General features: G+C 65.4%; 19 protein-coding genes. 10 read left to right on the top strand and 9 right to left on the bottom strand.

Translation table 11 applies throughout. The features are described from left to right. Nucleotides 1-38: 38 nt before the first annotated feature. The 3 genes from paaK to ABIC94_RS22920 are packed head-to-tail and all read right to left on the bottom strand — an operon-like array spanning nt 39 to nt 2,621. On the bottom strand, nt 39-1,355 hold the full coding sequence (paaK, locus tag ABIC94_RS22930) for a phenylacetate--CoA ligase PaaK (RefSeq protein WP_354375282.1): 1,317 nt from the start codon (nt 1,353-1,355) through the stop codon (nt 39-41). A gap of 15 nt (nt 1,356-1,370) precedes the next feature. Further along, nucleotides 1,371-1,814: a hydroxyphenylacetyl-CoA thioesterase PaaI gene (gene paaI, locus ABIC94_RS22925; RefSeq protein WP_354375281.1), complete on the bottom strand. Its 444-nt coding sequence runs from the start codon at nt 1,812-1,814 to the stop codon at nt 1,371-1,373. 3 nt (nt 1,815-1,817) lie between these two features. After that, nucleotides 1,818-2,621, bottom strand: a complete 804-nt coding sequence (locus ABIC94_RS22920; protein ID WP_354375280.1) for an enoyl-CoA hydratase-related protein — start codon at nt 2,619-2,621, stop codon at nt 1,818-1,820. Nucleotides 2,622-2,770: 149 nt separating this feature from the next. Here ABIC94_RS22920 and ABIC94_RS22915 point away from each other — a divergent pair, with 149 nt between their 5' ends. Together ABIC94_RS22915 and ABIC94_RS22910 are read left to right on the top strand one after the other, a co-directional pair. Continuing rightward, a complete protein-coding gene (locus ABIC94_RS22915; protein ID WP_354375279.1) occupies nt 2,771-3,373 on the top strand; it encodes a phenylacetic acid degradation protein PaaY in 603 nt (200 codons plus the stop codon). Nucleotides 3,374-3,437: 64 nt separating this feature from the next. Next, nucleotides 3,438-4,082, top strand: a complete 645-nt coding sequence (locus tag ABIC94_RS22910) for a TetR/AcrR family transcriptional regulator (RefSeq protein WP_354375278.1) — start codon at nt 3,438-3,440, stop codon at nt 4,080-4,082. On the opposite strand, the gene ABIC94_RS22905 is transcribed toward ABIC94_RS22910, so the two are convergent. Then, on the bottom strand, nt 4,064-4,867 hold the full coding sequence (locus ABIC94_RS22905; protein WP_354375277.1) for an SDR family NAD(P)-dependent oxidoreductase: 804 nt from the start codon (nt 4,865-4,867) through the stop codon (nt 4,064-4,066). The genes ABIC94_RS22910 and ABIC94_RS22905 overlap by 19 nt on opposite strands. A gap of 145 nt (nt 4,868-5,012) precedes the next feature. On the opposite strand from ABIC94_RS22905, the gene ABIC94_RS22900 reads away from it, so the two are divergent. Further along, entirely contained in the window at nt 5,013-5,609 is a 597-nt protein-coding gene (locus ABIC94_RS22900) for a TetR/AcrR family transcriptional regulator (protein WP_354375276.1), read from the top strand. Here the strand turns inward: ABIC94_RS22900 and ABIC94_RS22895 are convergent. From ABIC94_RS22895 to ABIC94_RS22880, 4 genes are read right to left on the bottom strand one after another with little or no spacing between them, the layout of a single operon-like run. Next, a complete protein-coding gene (locus ABIC94_RS22895; protein ID WP_354375275.1) occupies nt 5,593-6,630 on the bottom strand; it encodes a VWA domain-containing protein in 1,038 nt (345 codons plus the stop codon). The genes ABIC94_RS22900 and ABIC94_RS22895 overlap by 17 nt on opposite strands. Continuing rightward, nucleotides 6,627-7,616, bottom strand: coding sequence for a DUF58 domain-containing protein (locus tag ABIC94_RS22890; protein ID WP_354375274.1), 990 nt, complete (start codon nt 7,614-7,616; stop codon nt 6,627-6,629). Before ABIC94_RS22890 ends, ABIC94_RS22895 begins: the two co-directional genes overlap by 4 nt. Next, on the bottom strand, nt 7,597-8,610 hold the full coding sequence (locus ABIC94_RS22885; RefSeq protein WP_354375273.1) for an AAA family ATPase: 1,014 nt from the start codon (nt 8,608-8,610) through the stop codon (nt 7,597-7,599). Before ABIC94_RS22885 ends, ABIC94_RS22890 begins: the two co-directional genes overlap by 20 nt. A 53-nt stretch (nt 8,611-8,663) precedes the next feature. Further along, a complete protein-coding gene (locus ABIC94_RS22880) occupies nt 8,664-9,665 on the bottom strand; it encodes a S1C family serine protease (protein ID WP_354375272.1) in 1,002 nt (333 codons plus the stop codon). A gap of 88 nt (nt 9,666-9,753) precedes the next feature. On the opposite strand from ABIC94_RS22880, the gene ABIC94_RS22875 reads away from it, so the two are divergent. The 7 genes from ABIC94_RS22875 to ABIC94_RS22845 all read left to right on the top strand — a co-directional run bounded on the left by ABIC94_RS22875 (nt 9,754) and on the right by ABIC94_RS22845 (nt 16,518). Beyond that, nucleotides 9,754-10,614 (top strand): TatD family hydrolase, encoded by an 861-nt coding sequence (locus tag ABIC94_RS22875; protein ID WP_354375271.1) that lies wholly within the window; start codon nt 9,754-9,756, stop codon nt 10,612-10,614. Nucleotides 10,615-10,747: 133 nt separating this feature from the next. Then, nucleotides 10,748-11,158 carry a hypothetical protein gene (locus ABIC94_RS22870; RefSeq protein ID WP_354375270.1) on the top strand — a complete coding sequence of 137 codons (411 nt, stop codon included), beginning with the start codon at nt 10,748-10,750 and terminating at the stop codon, nt 11,156-11,158. Between the two features lie 88 nt (nt 11,159-11,246). Further along, on the top strand, nt 11,247-11,774 hold the full coding sequence (locus tag ABIC94_RS22865; RefSeq protein ID WP_354375269.1) for a DNA-deoxyinosine glycosylase: 528 nt from the start codon (nt 11,247-11,249) through the stop codon (nt 11,772-11,774). Continuing rightward, nucleotides 11,774-12,556: a spermidine synthase gene (locus ABIC94_RS22860; RefSeq protein ID WP_354375268.1), complete on the top strand. Its 783-nt coding sequence runs from the start codon at nt 11,774-11,776 to the stop codon at nt 12,554-12,556. The genes ABIC94_RS22865 and ABIC94_RS22860 overlap by 1 nt, the downstream gene beginning before the upstream one ends. After that, a complete protein-coding gene (locus ABIC94_RS22855) occupies nt 12,553-14,349 on the top strand; it encodes a GspE/PulE family protein (RefSeq protein ID WP_354375267.1) in 1,797 nt (598 codons plus the stop codon). Before ABIC94_RS22860 ends, ABIC94_RS22855 begins: the two co-directional genes overlap by 4 nt. A 152-nt stretch (nt 14,350-14,501) precedes the next feature. Then, nucleotides 14,502-14,990: a tripartite tricarboxylate transporter TctB family protein gene (locus ABIC94_RS22850; protein WP_354375266.1), complete on the top strand. Its 489-nt coding sequence runs from the start codon at nt 14,502-14,504 to the stop codon at nt 14,988-14,990. A gap of 16 nt (nt 14,991-15,006) precedes the next feature. After that, nucleotides 15,007-16,518 carry a tripartite tricarboxylate transporter permease gene (locus ABIC94_RS22845; protein WP_354375265.1) on the top strand — a complete coding sequence of 504 codons (1,512 nt, stop codon included), beginning with the start codon at nt 15,007-15,009 and terminating at the stop codon, nt 16,516-16,518. Between the two features lie 385 nt (nt 16,519-16,903). On the opposite strand, the gene ABIC94_RS22840 is transcribed toward ABIC94_RS22845, so the two are convergent. Next, complete coding sequence (locus ABIC94_RS22840) at nt 16,904-17,830, bottom strand: LysR family transcriptional regulator (RefSeq protein ID WP_354375264.1); 927 nt, start codon at nt 17,828-17,830, stop codon at nt 16,904-16,906. Nucleotides 17,831-17,852 lie beyond the last annotated feature (22 nt).

Raw genomic sequence — 17,852 nt, 5'->3', positions numbered from 1 at the left:
TGCGTGTCCTTTGCAAAGAGGGTTGAAACGGCGCGCGTTCAGCGCGGCCGGGTGTCGATCACGCGGCGGGCCTTGCCGGTCTGCGTGCGTTCGATGGAATCGGGGTCGAACACGCGCACCGTGGTCGAGATGCCGATCAGCGTCTTCACGCGGTCCTGCACCCAGCCGGCGATGGCCTGGCGTTGGGCTTCGTCGACGGCGGCGTTGCTGTGGTCGAGCTCGCAATGCACCTCGACTTCGTCGAGCAGGCCTTCGCGGCGCACGTGCACCTGATAAAGACCCGAGAGGCGCTCGTGCGCGAGCACGATCTCTTCCACCTGGGTGGGAAACACGTTCACGCCGCGGATGATCATCATGTCGTCGCTGCGCCCGACGATCTTGCCCATGCGGCGGAATGACCGCGAGGTGGGTGGCAAGAGGCGCGTGAGGTCGCGCGTGCGGTAGCGCACGATGGGCATGGCCTCCTTGCTGAGCGAGGTGAAGACCAGTTCGCCTTCTTCGCCGTCGGCCTTGAGCTCGCCGGTGTCGGGGTCGATGATCTCGGGGTAGAAGTGGTCTTCCCAGATCACCGGGCCGTCCTTGCTCTCGACGCATTCGCTGGCCACGCCCGGGCCCATCACTTCGGAGAGGCCGTAGATGTCGACCGCGTCGAGGCCGGCCTTGCCTTCGATGTCGCGGCGCATGGCTTCGGTCCACGGCTCGGCGCCGAAGATGCCGATCTTGAGCGAGCTGTCTTTCGCGCTCAGCCCCTGGCGCTCGAACTGCTCGATGATCACCTGCATGTAGCTGGGCGTGACCATGATGATGTCGGGCTTGAAGTCCTGGATGAGCTGCACCTGCTTTTCGGTTTGCCCGCCCGACATCGGAATGACGGTGCAGCCCGCGCGCTCGGCGCCGTAGTGCGCGCCGAGGCCACCGGTGAAGAGGCCGTAGCCGTAAGACACGTGCACCATGTCGCCCGGCCTTCCGCCCGCGGCGCGGATGGAGCGCGCCACCAGGTCGGCCCAGGTGTCGATGTCCTTCAGGGTGTAGCCCACCACGGTCGGCTTGCCGGTGGTGCCCGACGAGGCATGGATGCGCGCCACCTGCGTGCGCGGCACGGCGAACATGCCGAAGGGGTAGTTGTCGCGCAGGTCTGTCTTCACGGTGAACGGAAACTTCGACAGGTCGGCGAGCGACTTCAGGTCTTGAGGATGCACGCCCTTGGCATCGAAGGCCTTGCGGTAGTGCGGCACGTTGTCGTACGCACGCTGCAGCGTGGCGCGCAGGCGGGTGATCTGCAGCGCGGTGATTTCGTCGCGGCTCGCGGTTTCGATGGGCTCGAGCTCGCCGGGTGCGGGGTGTCTGGCTGTCATGGTGCTTGTGTCTCCTCAGGCGGCAACGGCGGGGCGGCCCTTGGCGGTGTACGAGCGGCCACGGAACATCGCGACGCGTTCGCCGCGCTGGTTGGTTATCTCGGTGTCGTACACGCCGGTGCGCCCGGCCTTCGAAACTTCGAAACAGCGCGCAGTGAGCACGTCGTCTTCGCGCGCCGGTGCGATGAAGTCGATCGAGAAACCCGAGGCGACCGTCAGTTCGTTGTACGAGTTGCAGGCAAAAGCAAAGGTGGAATCGGCCAGCGTGGCCATGAAGCCGCCGTGGCAGATGGCGTGGCCGTTGAGCATGTCGGTGCGCACGCGCATTTCGAGGGTGGCCTGGCCGGGGCCGACTTCGACGATGCGCATGCCCAGGCCCTTGGAGGCGTTGTCGTTCGCGAACATGCCGTCGCGAACGTATTCGGCGGTTTGCTGCGGGGTGCGGGTGGTGTCGGTCATGGCTCAGCGATCCTTGAACACCGGCGCGCGCTTGGCGCGGAAGGCTTCGACGCCCTCGCGGTAGTCGTCGGCGTTGCCCATCTCGCGTTGGAGGCGGGCCTCTTCGGCAAGTGCCGAATCGAGGTCCAGGTCTTGCGCCGCGACCATGGCCTGGCGGGTGGCAACGAGGGCGCGGGTCGGCATGCCGGCCAGTTTCGATGCGAGTGCGGCGACCGTCTCGGCCAGCGCCGCATCGTCCACGCATTGCCAGATCAGGCCCATGCGCGCGGCTTCTTCGGCGGGTAGCTTGTCGCCCAGCATCGCCATGCCCAGCGCGCGCGCCGAGCCGACGAGCCGCGGCAGCAGCCAGGTGCCGCCTGTGTCGGGCACGAGGCCGATCCGGGTGAAGGCCTGGATGAAGCTGGCCGAGCGGCCGGCCACGGCGAGATCGCAGCACAGCGCAATGTTGGCGCCCGCTCCGGCGGCAACGCCGTTCACGGCTGCGATCACCGGCACCGGCATCGAACGGATGCGCGCGACCAGCGGCGCGTAGTAAGCGGAGATGACATGGCCCAGGTCCTTGGGCGCCGCGCCCGGCGTGGGGTCGGGTGCAACCGAGGGGTCGGCCAGGTCCTGTCCGGCGCAGAAGGCGCGGCCCGCGCCGGTGAGCACCAGGCATCGCACGCTCTCGTCCTGCGCGGCAAGGTTCAGCGCGGCCATCAGTTCGGCGTGCAGTTCGGTCGTGAAGCTGTTGAGCGCGGCGGGGCGGTTGAGGCTCAGCGTGCGGACTGCGCCGGCGTTGCCGGTGAGAACTAAAGGTTCTGACATGGGCTTTGTCTCTCATCCTTGTTGTGGGTAGATCGGCGCATAAACACTATTGACCGACCGTCCGGTAGATTTTAGGATCGACCTTGAATCCGGCACAAGCGGGTTGATTCAGGGCAAACCCTGAGCCCCGCCAAAAGGAGACCGACCGCATGCCCAGCTATTCCATCGACGGCGTCATTCCCGTCGTCGACCCGACGGCCTATGTGCATCCCAGCGCCGTATTGATAGGCGACGTGATCGTCGGCCCCCGCTGCTACGTGGGCCCCTGCGCGAGCCTGCGCGGCGATTTCGGCCGCATCGTGCTGCAGGAGGGCTCCAACGTGCAGGACCATTGCTGCATCCACGGCTTTCCCGACCAGGACACGGTGGTCGAGGTCAACGGCCACATCGGCCACGGGGCGATCCTGCACAGCTGCATCGTGCGCCGCGATGCGCTGGTCGGCATGAACGCGGTGGTGATGGACGAGGCCGAGATCGGCGAGCAGGCCATCGTGGCGGCCTGCGCTTTCGTACCCGCCGGCATGAAGGTGCCCGCGCGCGCGCTGGTGGCCGGCATTCCGGCCAAGGTGAAGAAGATGCTCAGCGACGAAGAAATTGCCTGGAAGCTCGAAGGCACGCAGACCTACCAGGCGCTGACGGTTCGCAGTCTTGCCAGCCTGCACGAGGTGGCGCCGCTGCGGCAGATGGAGCCCGATCGGCCACGGCTGCCGGCCACTGACGTGCGTTCGCTCATTGCGACCCGGCGCGGCTAGCCGGCGCGCTTCATGCAAGATCGCAGGTTGCCCGCAACTCCAATCAAGGAAGAAAGAAGACCCGATGCCGCGTGGAAGATCCGCCACCTACGACGACCAGCGCGAGTTCATCCTCGCGCAGGCCGCCCAATTGTTCGCGCGCCGCGGCTATCCCGCCACCTCGATGAACCAGGTGGCCGAGGCGTGCAATCTCTCGAAGGCCACGCTCTATCACTACTACAAGGACAAGAGCAGCCTCTTGATCAGCATCGCCGAGACGCACGTCTCGAAGCTCGCCGCGCTGGTGGCGGAGGAAGAAGCGTCGACGCACACCGATGAAGAGCGCCTGCGCCGCTTCATCTACCGGATCGTCGAGGAATACGCCGGCGCGCAGGACGCGCACCGCGTGCTGACCGACGACGTGCGCTTTCTCGAAGAGGAAGACCGCGAGCGCGTGCTCGACAAGGAGCGCGAGGTGGTCGCGGGCTTTGCGCGCGCCGTCTCCGCGCTCAGGCCCGGCGCGCCGAGCAACGACCTCGCCAAGCCGCTGACCATGCTGCTGTTCGGCATGATCAACTGGATGTTCACCTGGATGAAACCGGGCGGAAAGCTCGACCACGCGGCCATCGCGCCGATCGTGGCCGATCTGTTCCTGGGCGGCATCGGCGCGGTGAAGTCGCCGGATCAGTCGGCGATGGCCGCGCAGCCCGATCAGGCCGTTGCCAGGTAGCGCGCGGCCGGCTTGCTGGTCTGCGAGGCGCCGAACAACTTGGCGCTTGCATCGGTAAAGCCGGTGAGCAGGGCGGCGTCGTTCACCGACGGCAGCGTGATCGCCTCGCCCAGGTCGAGGCCGGCCAGGGCGGCGTCCACGCACTCTTCGGCCTGCATGACCGTGCCTTCGGCCAGTGCCGACACAGGCACGCCCGAGAGCTCCCAGATGTCGGTGGCCGTGGCGGCCGGCAGCACCAGCTGCACCTTCACGCCGGTGCCCGCCACCTCTTCCTGCAGCCCGCGCGTGAACGCCACCACGAAGGCCTTGGTGCCGCTGTAGATGCTGCTGATCGGCAGCGTGTAGAAGCCGAGCACCGAGCCGATGTTCACCAGCGTGCCGCGGTTGCGTGCCTTGAAGGCGGTCAGTGCGGCGTGGCTCAGGTGAGCGAGGGCGTTGATGTTCACGTCGAGCATGCTCTGCAGCTGCGCGCTCGTGGTCAGCGCGACCGGTGCGAGCGTGGAGAGGCCGGCATTGTTGATCAGCAGCGTGACCGACGGGTCGGCGGCAACGGCCTTGGACACGCGCTCGAGGTCGCCGGCGGCGGCCAGGTCGGCTGCGAGTGTTTGCACCTTGACGCCATATGTGGCGCGCAGGCTGGCCGCGACTTCTTCCAGCAGGTCGGCGCGGCGCGCCACCAGCAGCAAGTCGTGGCCGCGACGGGCCAGGCGGTCTGCATAGATCTTGCCGAGGCCGGCCGAAGCGCCGGTGACGACGGCGGTGCCGAGGGTTGCTTGTTCGCTCATTTCGAATCCGTTCAAAAAAGGTAGTTTGGAAGGGCTGTCTTGCTGCAAGCATGATGACCATCATGTTTGAGGTGTCGAAGCATGATGGTTATCATGCTTAGCGTCAAGCCATGCCTTGAAGTACCCCGGAACAGAAAGAGGTCACATGCGATACCCCGCAGCGGAAACCGCCGAAAAGCACCAGAAGATCCTTTCCGAGGCCTCGCGCCTCTTCAAGGAACGCGGCTTCGACGGCGTGAGCGTGAGCGAGATCATGAAAGCCACCGGGCTCACGCACGGCCCGTTCTACAACCACTTCGACTCGAAGGAAGCGCTGATGGCGGAGTGCATCGTCCATGCCGGGGATGCGGCGCTCGCCGACCTCGATGAGGCCGGAAAAACGCCCGAAGGCATGCGCGCCTATGTGCGGAGCTACCTGAGCCGCGAGCACCGCGACAGCCGCGCCGGCGGCTGCCTCGTGGCGGCGTTTGCCGCGCATGCGGGCCAGCCGGGGAGCGAGCAAGCCATTGGGGCGCCGCTGACGACTTACTTCAAGGTGTTGATCGACCGGTTCACCAGCAAGTTTCCGTGGCGTTCGAAGAAGAACGCCCGGGGCGACGCGATCCGCATCCTGGCGTCGATGTACGGCGGCGTGGTGCTGGCCCGCGCCATGGACGACGAGGCCTTGTCCGAAGAAATCCTGCGCGAGGTGCTCGCCGGGCTGCCGGCCGCCGCCAAGGCCGGAGCTAAAGAATCCGGTTGAACCAGAGCAGCGAGAGCCCCGCCGACAGCAGCGTGAGAATGGCCGCGCCCAGCGCAAAGAGCGCCGAGATCTCTGTTTCCTTCTTCTCGACCGTGAGCTTGGAGCTCAGCGTTTCATACACCTTCTTCAGGTCGGCGGCGGTGCCCGCATAGAAGTACTCGGCATTGGTCTTGTTGGCCACGGCCTTGAGCGTTTCCTCGTCGAGCCGCACGCGCATCGACCAGCCTTCGAAGCCGATGGTTTCGCCGTCGACCGTGCCCACGCCTACCGTGTAGATGCGCACGCCGCGGTCCGCCGCGGCCTTGGCGGCATCGAGCGGGTCGACGCCGGTGGTGCGCTGGCCATCGGTCAGCATGATGATGGCGGCCGAGGTGTAGGAGCCCGGTGCAACCGGCGTGAACTCCTTGGCCTGCTTTTCCGTCTGGTCGATGGGTGTGCCGCGCTGGCGGCTGGGGGCGCTGAACTGCGAAACGTCGATGCCCGCGTCAGGAAACAGGGTGGCGAGCGAAACGACGATCGCATTGCCCGTGGCCGTGGCACGCTGCAGCTGGAAGCTGTCGATCGCGGTCACCAGGTCGTCGTGGTTGGTGGTGGGCAACTGCGCCACCTGGGCACTGCCCGCGAAGGCCACGATGCCCACCTTCACATGGCGCGGCAGGTCCTTGATGAAGCTCTTGGCCGCTTCCTGCGCCGCGACCAGCCGGTTGGGCAGCACGTCGGCTGCGCGCATGCTGCCGGACACGTCCATCGCGAGGATGATGGTCTGCTGGTTCGAAGGCAGCAGCACCACGGCCATGGGCCGGGCGGCGGCCACCAGCATCGCGGCCATGGCCAGCAGAAAGAGGAAGGGCGGAATATGTCGCCTGACGCTTTGGCCGGCGCCCATGGCCTCGCGCACGATCGAGAGGCTGGCATAGCGCACCGCCAGCTTCTTCTTGCGGCGGATCAGCCAGATGTAGAGCAACACCAGCAGCGGCAAGGCTGCCAGCAACCAAAGGAATTGAGGCCAGAGAAAAGTCATGCTGCCACCGCCTTCATGCTGCCCGAGCCGATGCGCGTGCGGCGCTTGCGCATGTCGGCAAAACGAACGATGGCTTCCACCAGGTCGTCGCCGGTCGAAAGCTCGAGTGCATCGACGCCGGCCTTGGCGAGCGAAGCGCGCAGCGTTGCCTCGCGCTCGGCCGCCAGGCGGGCAAAGCGCTTGCGAAAGCCGGCATCGTGGGTGTCGACCCAGAGCTGCTCGCCGGTTTCGGCATCGCGCAGCGGCACCAGGCCGAGGTCGGGCAGTTCGAGCTCGAGCGGATCGAACAGGCGCACGGCAATGACTTCATGCCGCTGCACCAGTTGGCCGAGCGGGCGTTCCCAGCCGGGCTCGCTCAGGAAGTCGGACACCACAAAAACAGTGGAACGCCGCGGCATCAGCGTGGCGGCGGATTTCAGCAGGTCGGCCAGGCGCGTCATGCCTTTTTGCGTGGGCGCGGTTTCGATCTTGTCGGCGCGGCGCTCCATGGCATGCAGCAGATGCAGCACGTGCCGGCGGCCGCTGCGCGGCGGAATCACCGCTTCGAGGTCGCTGCCGTAAACGAGCGCACCCACCCGGTTGCCGTGGCGCGTGAGCAGGCGCGCAAGCACGCCGACAAAGCCGGCCGAGATCTCGCGCTTAGCCTTCAGGCCGGAACCGAAATCGACCGAGCGGCTCAGGTCGAGCACGAACCAGGCGGACATTTCGCGGTCTTCGGTGAACACGCGCACATGCGGTACCTGCAGCCGCGCGGTGACGTTCCAGTCGATGTGGCGCACGTCGTCGTGGTGCTGGTATTCGCGCAGGTCGGCCAGGTCGAGGCCGGTGCCGCGCATCAGCGTGCGGTAGTCGCCCTGCAGCAGGCCGTCGAGGCGGCGGATGACGGTCCATTCGAGCCGGCGTAGCGCGCGCTCGGTACCTCCGGCCTCGGCGATGAGCCGTTCGTCGTTGGCGGCCGCAGGGGCCTTACGCCACCAGCTTTTCATGTTCGAGAGGTTTTGGGGGAGCGGGAACGGCCTTCATGATCTTCTCGATCAGGCCGTCGGGTGTGAGGCCTTCGGACAGGCCTTCGTAGGAAAGCGTCACGCGATGGCGCAGCACGTCGGGCACCAACGCGGTCATGTCTTCGGGCAGGGCATAGCTGCGGCCGCGCAGCAGCGCGAGCGCGCGTGCGCCTTCGGTGAGGCTGATGCTGGCGCGCGGGCTGGCGCCGAAGGTGATGAAGCGGCGCATGTCCTTCAGGCCGTGCTTGTCGGGCGTGCGCGTGGCCGATACGAGCTTTACCGCGTACTGGATGAGCGACGGGTCGACGTACACGCGCCGCGCCTCGGCCTGCAACGCTGCAAGCTGCTCGGTCGTCGCAACCGGATTGACCTCGACCAGCGTGCCGATCACGCGCTGGACGATGACGAACTCTTCTTCATCGCTCGGGTAATCGACCAGCACCTTCATCATGAAGCGGTCGACCTGCGCCTCGGGCAGTGGGTAGGTGCCTTCGGTTTCGATCGGGTTCTGCGTGGCCATGACGAGAAACGGGCGCGGCACCTTGTGTGTTTCGCCGGCAATGGTGACCTGGCGCTCCTGCATCACCTCGAGCAGCGCGCTCTGCACCTTGGCCGGGGCGCGGTTGATTTCGTCGGCCAGCAGCAGGTTGGCAAACACCGGGCCGAGCGAGGTACTGAACTCGCCGGTCTTCTGGTTGTAGATGCGCGTGCCGACCAGGTCGGCCGGCACCAGGTCGGGAGTGAACTGGATGCGCTTGAACTGGCCGCGCACCGTGTCGGCCAGCGTCTTGATGGTGAGGGTTTTCGCGAGGCCCGGCACGCCTTCGACCAGCAAGTGGCCGCCAGCGAGCATGGCGACCATCACGCGCTCCAGGAAGCGGTCCTGGCCCACCACAACCCGCTTGACCTCGTAGAGGATCTGCTCCATCAGCTCGGCCGTGGTGGAAGACGTGGAAAAGGGGTTCTCGGTGCTCATGCGATGGCCTCTGTGTAAACAATCGAAAGCATGGTGCGGTTCTCCGGGGCGTTCTAGAACGGCGGCGAACCGGCGGCCGATGCCGCGTTTTCTATCGGCACGGCAAAACCGATGCCTATGAAGGTGCGCTGCTGCGTGGGATTGAGAATGGCGGTGACGATGCCGAGCACCTCGCCGTCCATGTTGATCAGCGGGCCGCCCGAGTTGCCGGGATTGGCGGCCGCGTCGAACTGGATCAGGTTGCCCAGTTCCTGCTTGCCCTCGGGCGAGCGGAACGAGCGCTTCAGACCCGACACCACGCCGGCCGACACCGAAGGACCGATGCCGAACGGAAAGCCGACCGCGGCCACCTGGTCGCCGGATTGCAGATCGCCGGTCGAGCGCATCACGGCGGGTATCAGGTCGTCGGGAATCTTCTGGGCCTGCAGCACCGCAAGGTCGTTCTCGGGCTGCACGCCGGTGATGGTGGCCACGGCTTCGAGGCCGTCGGAAAAAGTGACCTTGATGGTCTCGGCGCCGGCCACCACATGCAAGTTGGTGAGGATGATGCCCTTGTCGACAATGACCACGCCGGTGCCCACGCCGCGCTCCACCTCGCCCGGCGGTGCATCGGCCTCAGGCGGCTTGCCCTTGGCAAGATTGCGTCCACGCTTCTGGGTCTTGGCCTCGGGCGTGGCTTTCTCGGGGCCGTAGCCGACCACGCGGACCACTGAAGGCCGCACGATCTCGGCGGCCTTGGCGGCGGGTGAGGGGAGCGTGTGGGTCTGCAGCGTGCGCAGCACGGCCGAATCGATGTCTTTCTGCGTCAGCGCCCTGGCGCCTTGGCGCGGCCACCATGCACCGCCGACCGCAATGGCGCACAGCACCACCAAAAACGCGAAACTGCGCCGGCCGGGCTGCCAGCGCGGCTTGCCTTGCGGCGGAGAACCAGGTGAATCCGGCGGCGCGCCATTGCCCCCGCCCTCGGGCGATGGCACGGCCTGATCGGCGGCCGCGGAATCGGCCGCTTGAGGCAGCGTGCGGGGCGAACGGCTGTAGAAAGCGGGCCTGCGCATCGAAACACCTCCGGCAAGGGATGACGGGAGAGGGGTTCACAGTAGCACGCTTTCTTCTGCCTTGCATCCCTTCGGGCATCATCTCGCCATGGCTGCATTCATCGACACCCACTGCCATCTGGACGCGCCCGAATTCGGTGCAGAAATGCCGCTCGTCCGTGCACGGGCCGCCGAACGGGGCGTGGCGCTGTGCGTCATTCCGGCCGTTGCCGTCTTCAACTTTGCGACCGTGCGCGAACTGGCGCAGGTGCAGGGCGACGCCTATGCGCTGGGAATCCACCCGCTGTGCACCGGCAATGCGCAAGAAGCCGACCTGGAGGCGCTCGATGCCGAGCTGGCCGTGCGCCGCGGCGACCCGCGGCTGGTCGCGGTCGGCGAAATCGGGCTCGACTATTTTGTGGAAGGGCTGGACAGCGAAAAGCAGCAGCACTTTTTTCACACTCAGTTGCAACTCGCGCGCAAATACGAGTTGCCGGTGCTCATTCATGTGCGCCGCTCGGTCGACAAGGTGCTCAAGCATTTGCGGCAGACCGCAGCCGGCCGGCCGTGGCAGGGCATTGCCCATGCATTCAACGGCAGCGAGCAGCAGGCCAAGGCCTGCATCGACATCGGGCTCAAGCTGGGATTCGGCGGTGCCGTGACCTTCGACCGCGCGTTGCAGCTGCGGCGGCTGGCGGCCACGCTGCCGCTCGAATCGATGGTGATGGAAACCGACGCGCCGGACATCCAGCCGCACTGGATCTATCGCACGCAGGCGCAGCGTGCGGCCGGTGAACCGCAAGGCCGGAACGAACCCGGCGAACTGCCGCGCATCGCAGAAGTGGTGGCGCAATTGCGCGGCATCGGTATCGATGAACTGGCCGAGGCCACGACTCGAAATGCGCTGAAAGCCATGCCGCGGCTCGAAAGTCTTCTCCCCTTGTCGGAAGCCCGGCCGCACCGCGCGTAGGCCGATACCCCGTCTTGCGGTTTCACAAGCGAGGCGTGCATTTTTACTGTCATCCTTGGTGTTCGAACTGGCGTTGCTTGTTCAGTGGCAAGTCTGTCACTCCAACTCTTCATCCAACAAGGAGTCTTTACACATGACCACATCTTTCATTCGCACCGTGCCCGTTGTGCTTGCCCTCGCGCTTGCTTCCATCGGCGTTTCCGCCGTGGCGCAAACCGCGGCGCCCGCAACCGCAACGGCTCCCGCCCCTGCTGAACCCACCACCACTGAAAAGGTGAAGGAAGCCGGCAAGGACGCGGTCGATGCAACCAAGAGCACGACCAAGAAGGCCGTGAACGCGACCGAACGCGGCACCAAGAAGGCCTGGGACGCCACCAAGCGCACCACCAAGAAGGCCACCAACGCCACCAAGAATGTCGCCGTCAAGACCGGCGACGCTGTTGAAACCGCAGGCCACAAGACGGCCGACGGCATGCGCAGCACCGGCAAGGCGATCGGCGAAAAGGTTCCCGGCACCGCCGAACACGAAGCGGCCAAGAAATAATCAGCGCTCGCCTTCAGCACAAACCCGCTTCGGCGGGTTTTTTCATGGGCAATCGAAAGTGCCGACAGTGCCAAGATAGAGCCTGTTCATGAACCCACCAACCGCACCCGATACCGGCGGCGCGGTGCTGACGGGCCTTGCGCCCATCGTCTCGCCCGCAACGGTCGTATTGATCCTCGGCAGCTTCCCGGGCGTTCGTTCGCTCGAGCAGCAGCAGTACTATGCGCATCCGCAAAATCAGTTCTGGAAAATCTTGCAAGCCGCCTGGCCCGACCACCCGCTCCCGATGGGCGCAGACAGTTATCCCGAGAAGAAAAAGTGGCTGCTCGACCGCGGCCTGGGCGTGTGGGATGTGTACGCCGCCTGCGAGCGCGAGGGCAGCCTCGACTCCGCCATTCGCGCGCCCGTGGCCAACGACATCGCGGGGCTGCATTTGCCGCGGCTCTCAGCCATTGCGCACAACGGCGGCGAGAGCTTCAAGCATGCGCGGCACACGCGCACACTCGGAGTGCCGGTTTATCAGCTGCCTTCCACCAGCCCCGCCAACGCGTCGTGGAGCTTCGAGCGCAAGCTCGCAGCCTGGCGCGAGGTCTTTGTCGCCCACCACCTTCTTTGATGGCCACGAGCAAAACTCCCGTTCTTCCCGAAGTCAACTTTTCCGACTGGGGCGACATCCGCTACCTGCATCTCGGCACCGAATGGGTCCAAGGCTCGATGAAGCTCGATGCGCCGTTCGAAATCGAACTCGAATACGTGCAGCGCATGATGGCCTGGCTGCTGTTCGTCGACCCGAAGAGCGTGGCGAACCGCCACGCAATGCAGCTCGGCCTGGGCGCGGCCACGCTCACCAAGTTCTGCCGCAAGACCCTGCGCATGCGCACCACCGCGGTGGAACTGAATCCGCAGGTGGTGGCGGCATGCCGCGGCTGGTTCAAGCTGCCGGCCGACGACCCGAAGCTGCGCGTGGTCATTGCCGATGCGGCACTGGAGATTCGCAAGCCCGAGTGGCAGGGCACGGTCGATGTGCTGCAGGTCGACCTGTACGACCATGAGGCCGCCGCGCCGGTGCTCGACAGCGAAGGCTTCTATGCCGATTGCCGCGCATTGCTCACCGAAGACGGCTGCATGACGGTCAATCTCTTCGGCCGCTCGTCGAGCTATGAACGCAGCCTGGAAAAAATCGCCGGCGCATTCGGCGCCGACGCGGTCTGGGCCTTCAAGCCGACGCGAGAAGGCAACACGGTGGTGCTGGCGCAGCGCACGCCAGGCCGCCCGAAGCGCGAAGCGCTTGCCGAGCGCGCCCAAACGATCCAGACTCGATGGGGCTTGCCCGCGCCGAAATGGCTGCGTGTGTTCAAACCGCTGAATCCCACTATCACCCGACTTCCCGGCTCATGAGCGCTGTTCCCGCTGCTTCCGCACCCAAACCCTCGGCCGACCGGCACGAAGGCCCGCTCGACCTGCGCCGTTTGATCGAATGGCTCGCCGCCGATGGCGTGATCTCGCCGGTGGAGGCCAAACGCACCATTGCGCGCTGCGCCCAGGCCGAGAGCCGGCAGGCGCCGCTGGTGCGGCTCGCCAACGTGGCCATGACGCGCGAAAGCGACGGCAAGCCGCTCGATGTCGAAATGCTCACGCAGTGGCTCGCCGGACGTGCGGGGCTCAGCTACCTGCGCATCGATCCGCTCAAGGTCGACGTGGGCAAGGTGGCCGACACCATGAGCGCGGCCTATGCCGAGCGCCACAAGGTGCTGCCGGTGCAGGTGCTGCCTACCGAGGTGGTGGTGGCCACCGCCGAGCCGTTTCTCACCGACTGGATTGCCGAGGTGGAGCGCCAGTCGCGCCGCACGGTGCGCCGCGTGGTGGCCAACCCGATCGACATCCAGCGCTACACGGCCGAGTTCTTTGCGCTCGCCAAGTCGGTGCGCGCCGCGCAGAAGGCCGGCGGCAACACCGGGGGCGCGAGCTTCGAGCAACTGGTGGAGCTGGGCAAGAGTACCAAGCAGCTCGACGCCAACGACCAGAGCGTGGTGCAGGTGGTCGACTGGCTGTGGCAATACGCCTTCGACCAGCGCGCGAGCGACATCCACCTGGAGCCGCGCCGCGAGCAGGGCGTGATCCGCTTTCGCATCGACGGCATCCTGCATCCGGCCTACCAGATGCCCATGGGCGTGATGAACGCAATGGTGTCGCGCATCAAGCTGCTGGGCCGCATGGACGTGGTCGAAAAGCGCCGCCCGCTCGACGGCCGCATCAAGACCCGCAACATGCGCGGCGAAGAAGTCGAAATGCGCCTGTCCACCTTGCCGACGGCTTTCGGCGAGAAGATGGTGATGCGGATCTTCGACCCCGACACGGCGGTGAAGGACCTCGACGCGCTCGGCTTCTCGCAGCATGACGCACACCGCTGGGAGCAGCTCGTCACGCGGCCCAACGGCATCATCCTGGTGACCGGGCCCACGGGCTCGGGCAAGACCACCACGCTGTACTCCACGCTCAAGCGCGTGGCGACCGAAGAGGTCAACGTGAGCACGGTCGAAGACCCGATCGAAATGATCGAGCCCTCGTTCAACCAGACGCAGGTGCAGCCGCAACTGGACTTCGGGTTTACCGAAGGCCTGCGCGCACTGATGCGGCAGGACCCGGACATCATCATGGTCGGCGAAATCCGCGACCTTGCCACGGCCGAAATGGCGGTGCAGGCCGCGCTCACGGGCCACCTGGTGTTCAGCACGCTGCACACCAACGATGCGCCGAGCGCCATCACGCGGTTGATGGAACTGGGCGTGCCTTCGTACCTCATCAACGCCGTGATGCTCGGCGTGCTGGCGCAGCGGCTGGTGCGCACGCTGTGCCCCAACTGCAAGCAGCCCGACGACACGATCACGCGCGAGAAGCTCGAAACCATCGTCAAGCCCTGGCAGATCACCGGTTCGGTGCGCGCCTACAAGCCCGTGGGCTGCGTCGATTGCCGCATGACGGGCTACATGGGCCGCATGGGCCTGTACGAGCTGCTGAGCATCAGCGAAGACTTCAAATCCCAGGTTACCAAGGAGCCCAACCTCGCCGGACTCCGGCGGCAGGCCGTGATCGACGGCATGCGCCCGCTGCGCCTGGCGGGTGCGCTGCGTGTGGCCGAGGGCGTGACGACCATCGAAGAGGTTTTGAGCGCCACGCCCCCTCTGGAATGAGCTGCGGCAGGGCCGATTCCCGCGGTGGTGTGGAGTCGGCGTTGTGAAGTCTTTCGGGTTATCCCTAGGCCCTTCGTTAGTGGAATCCACATCGGGCTGACCTCCAGCTGACTCGACAATCTCGCATCGAAATCTGTTCGAGGAGACTGTTCGTGAAAATCAAGAGTCAGAAAGACTTTTTCTCGGGCCTGATGTTTACGGTCGTGGGCGTGGCGTTCGCATGGGGCGCCACCACCTACAGCGTAGGCAGCGGCGCTCGCATGGGGCCGGGTTATTTCCCGTTGATGCTGGGCATCCTGATGGCCGTCATCGGCCTGGGGATCATGTTCAGCGGCCTGACCGTTGAAACCACCGACGGCGAAAAGATCGGCAAGTGGGCCTGGAAGCAGGTGGTGTTCATTCTGGGCGCCAACCTCGCGTTCGGCATTTTGCTCGGCGGCCTGCCGAGTCTCGGCGTGCCGGCCATGGGAATGATCATCGCGATCTACGCGCTCGTGCTCATCGCAAGCCTTGCCGGCCACGAGTTCAAGCTGCCTACCGTGCTGATCCTGGCCACCGTGCTGGCCGTTGGCAGCTACGTTGCATTCATCTGGGCGCTCAAGCTGCAGATCCAGGTCTGGCCGACCTTCATCACCGGTTGAGAAGAAAGCTGCTCACATGGAATTGATTGACCACCTCTCGATGGGTTTTGGCGTTGCCTTTACCTTCACGAACCTGCTGTACTGCCTTGGCGGCTGTATTCTGGGCACGCTGATCGGCGTGCTGCCGGGCATCGGCCCGGTCGCGACCATCGCGATGCTGCTGCCCGCCACGTACGCGCTGCCGCCCGTGTCGGCGCTGATCATGCTGGCCGGTATTTATTACGGCGCGCAGTACGGCGGCTCGACCACCGCAATTCTGGTGAACCTGCCTGGCGAATCTTCGTCGGTGGTAACCGTGATCGACGGCTACCAGATGGCGCGCAAGGGCCGTGCGGGTCCGGCGCTCGCCGCTGCCGGCCTGGGTTCGTTCTTTGCCGGTTGCGTCGGTACGCTGATCCTGGCTGCGTTCGCACCGCCGCTCACCGAACTGGCCTTCAAGTTCGGCCCTGCCGAATATTTCTCGCTGATGATCCTGGGCCTGATCGGCGCCGTGGTGCTGGCTTCGGGCTCGCTGCTCAAGGCGATCGGCATGATCGTGCTGGGCCTGCTGCTGGGCCTGGTAGGCACCGACGTGAATTCGGGCGTGGCGCGCTACAGCTTCGACGTTCCGGAACTGACCGACGGTATCGGCTTCGTGGCCATCGCCATGGGTGTGTTCGGTTACGGCGAAATCATTGCCAACCTTTCGCGCCCCGACGACGAGCGTGAAGTGTTCACCGCCAAGGTCTCGGGCCTGTTCCCGACCAAGGAAGACTTCAAGCGCATGATTCCCGCCGTGCTGCGCGGCACGGCGCTGGGTTCGGCGCTCGGCATCCTGCCAGGTGGCGGTGCGTTGCTGTCGGCCTTTGCGGCCTACACGATCGAGAAGAAGACCAAGCTGCATCCGGGCGAAGTGCCCTTCGGCAAGGGCAACATCCGCGGCGTGGCAGCACCCGAGGCAGCCAACAACGCCGGTGCGCAGACCTCCTTCATTCCGCTGCTCACGCTGGGCATTCCGCCCAACGCGGTGATGGCGCTGATGGTGGGTGCGATGACGATCCACAACATTCAGCCGGGCCCGCAGGTGATGACCAGCAACCCGGAACTCTTCTGGGGCCTGATCGCTTCGATGTGGCTTGGCAATGCGATGCTTGTCATCCTGAACCTGCCGCTGATCGGCATGTGGATCAAGCTGCTGACGGTGCCCTACAAGTTCCTGTTCCCCGCCATCGTGCTGTTCTGCGCCATTGGCGTGTACTCCACGAACAACAACACGTGGGACATCTGGATGGTCGGTATCTTCGGCTTCGTGGGCTACACCTTCTTCAAGCTGGGTTGCGAGCCTGCGCCGTTGCTGCTGGGCTTCATCCTCGGGCCGATGATGGAAGAGAACCTGCGCCGCTCGCTGCTGCTCTCGCGCGGTGACTGGAGCGTTTTCGTCACCCGCCCGATCTCGCTCGGGCTGCTGCTCGCCGCTGCACTGCTGCTGGTGATTGTGCTGTTGCCGGCGGTGAAGGCGAAACGCGAAGAAGCTTTCGTCGAAGACTGATTTCCGTCTTCCTGTTTTCTGCAAACGGCGCCTTCGGGCGCCGTTTTCATTTCAGCGGTTCTGCTGCGTGTTGTGTTTGAAGGCTCCTGTTCAGGGCGCGTGCAAAGGCCACCGGGTACTCCCCTCCGCGAATGTCCCCCGGGCTTCGCCCTCCTCCTTTATTTCGCTGCGGGGAGCACCCGATGCCCTGTGCACTGGGGCACGCTGCTGGTGTACCGTTGATCAACGACCGCCGCGTATGACGCTCACGTCGATGGGGTGCCTTGCGCAGCGAAATAAAGGAGGAGGCCGCAGGCCGGGGGACATTCGCGGAGCAAGGTACCCCGTCGGCGGGGGCGCACCACGAACAGAACACCAAACGCACAACGCGCTGAATCAAACAAGCCTACGGCTTGCCGGCCCTCGGTGGTTTCATATGCTGCCGAGCCATGGCCAGGAAGGCCAGCGCGGCAGGGCTGAGCGGGTGTTTGGCCAGTCGTACCGCGACCACCGGGTATTCGAGCGTGGGGCGCGTGACCGCCACCGCACGCAGGTTGCCGGGCATCAACACCTCCACATAGCGCGGCAACAGCGCCACACCCGCACCCGCCTGAATGAGGCCGAACGCCGTCGACAGCATCGACACGTGATGAACCACATGCGGGTACACATTCGCCACGCTCGACAACTGACGGCTGACCGAGCGCCATACATTGGCGTCCGGATTCACGTGGATGAAAGGCAGCGCCTCCAGGTGCCTGGCGTCGACCACCACACGCTGCGCCAGCGGATGGTCCTCGCGCACGAAAAGAGCCATGCGCTCCGTGAACAACGGCTCCGTCGCCAGCTCCGAGTGCTTCTGCCCGATGTCCGATCCAAAGCCCAGGTCGGCCTCCTGCGAGAGGAGGCGCGAAATCATCTGCTCCGCAGTGCTGTCGAGCAGCGTGGTCGCCAGCGTGGGGTGCTTCTGCGAAAAGCGCCCGAGCATCGGCGGCAGCAACGCTCCGGCAGTGAGGTGCCCAACCGCCAGCACCACGCGCCCTTCGCGCAACTGCGACTGCGAACGGCAGGCGTCTACAGACTCATCGATGAGCCGCAGCGCGCGCACCGCCGTCTCGACCATCACCTGGCCCGCGCTCGTCAGCTGGATGCGGCGGCCCCGCACCACCAGTGGCTGCCCGATCTCTTCTTCCATGCGCTTGATCAGGTGGCTGATCGCAGGCTGCGTCAGCTGCAGTGTTTCCGCCGCCAATGTGAAGCTGCCCGATTCGGCCACCGCCGCCAGCGCCCGCAGCTGCTGCAGCGAGACCTCTTCCGTGGCATTCTTTGCCATAAACCGTGTTCATAGTTGAATA

The sequence above is a fragment of the Variovorax paradoxus genome, assembly GCF_040544635.1.
In the GTDB taxonomy this organism is placed as follows: Bacteria; Pseudomonadota; Gammaproteobacteria; order Burkholderiales; family Burkholderiaceae_C; genus Variovorax; species Variovorax paradoxus_R.
This window is presented reverse-complemented; position numbering and strand designations above follow the sequence as displayed.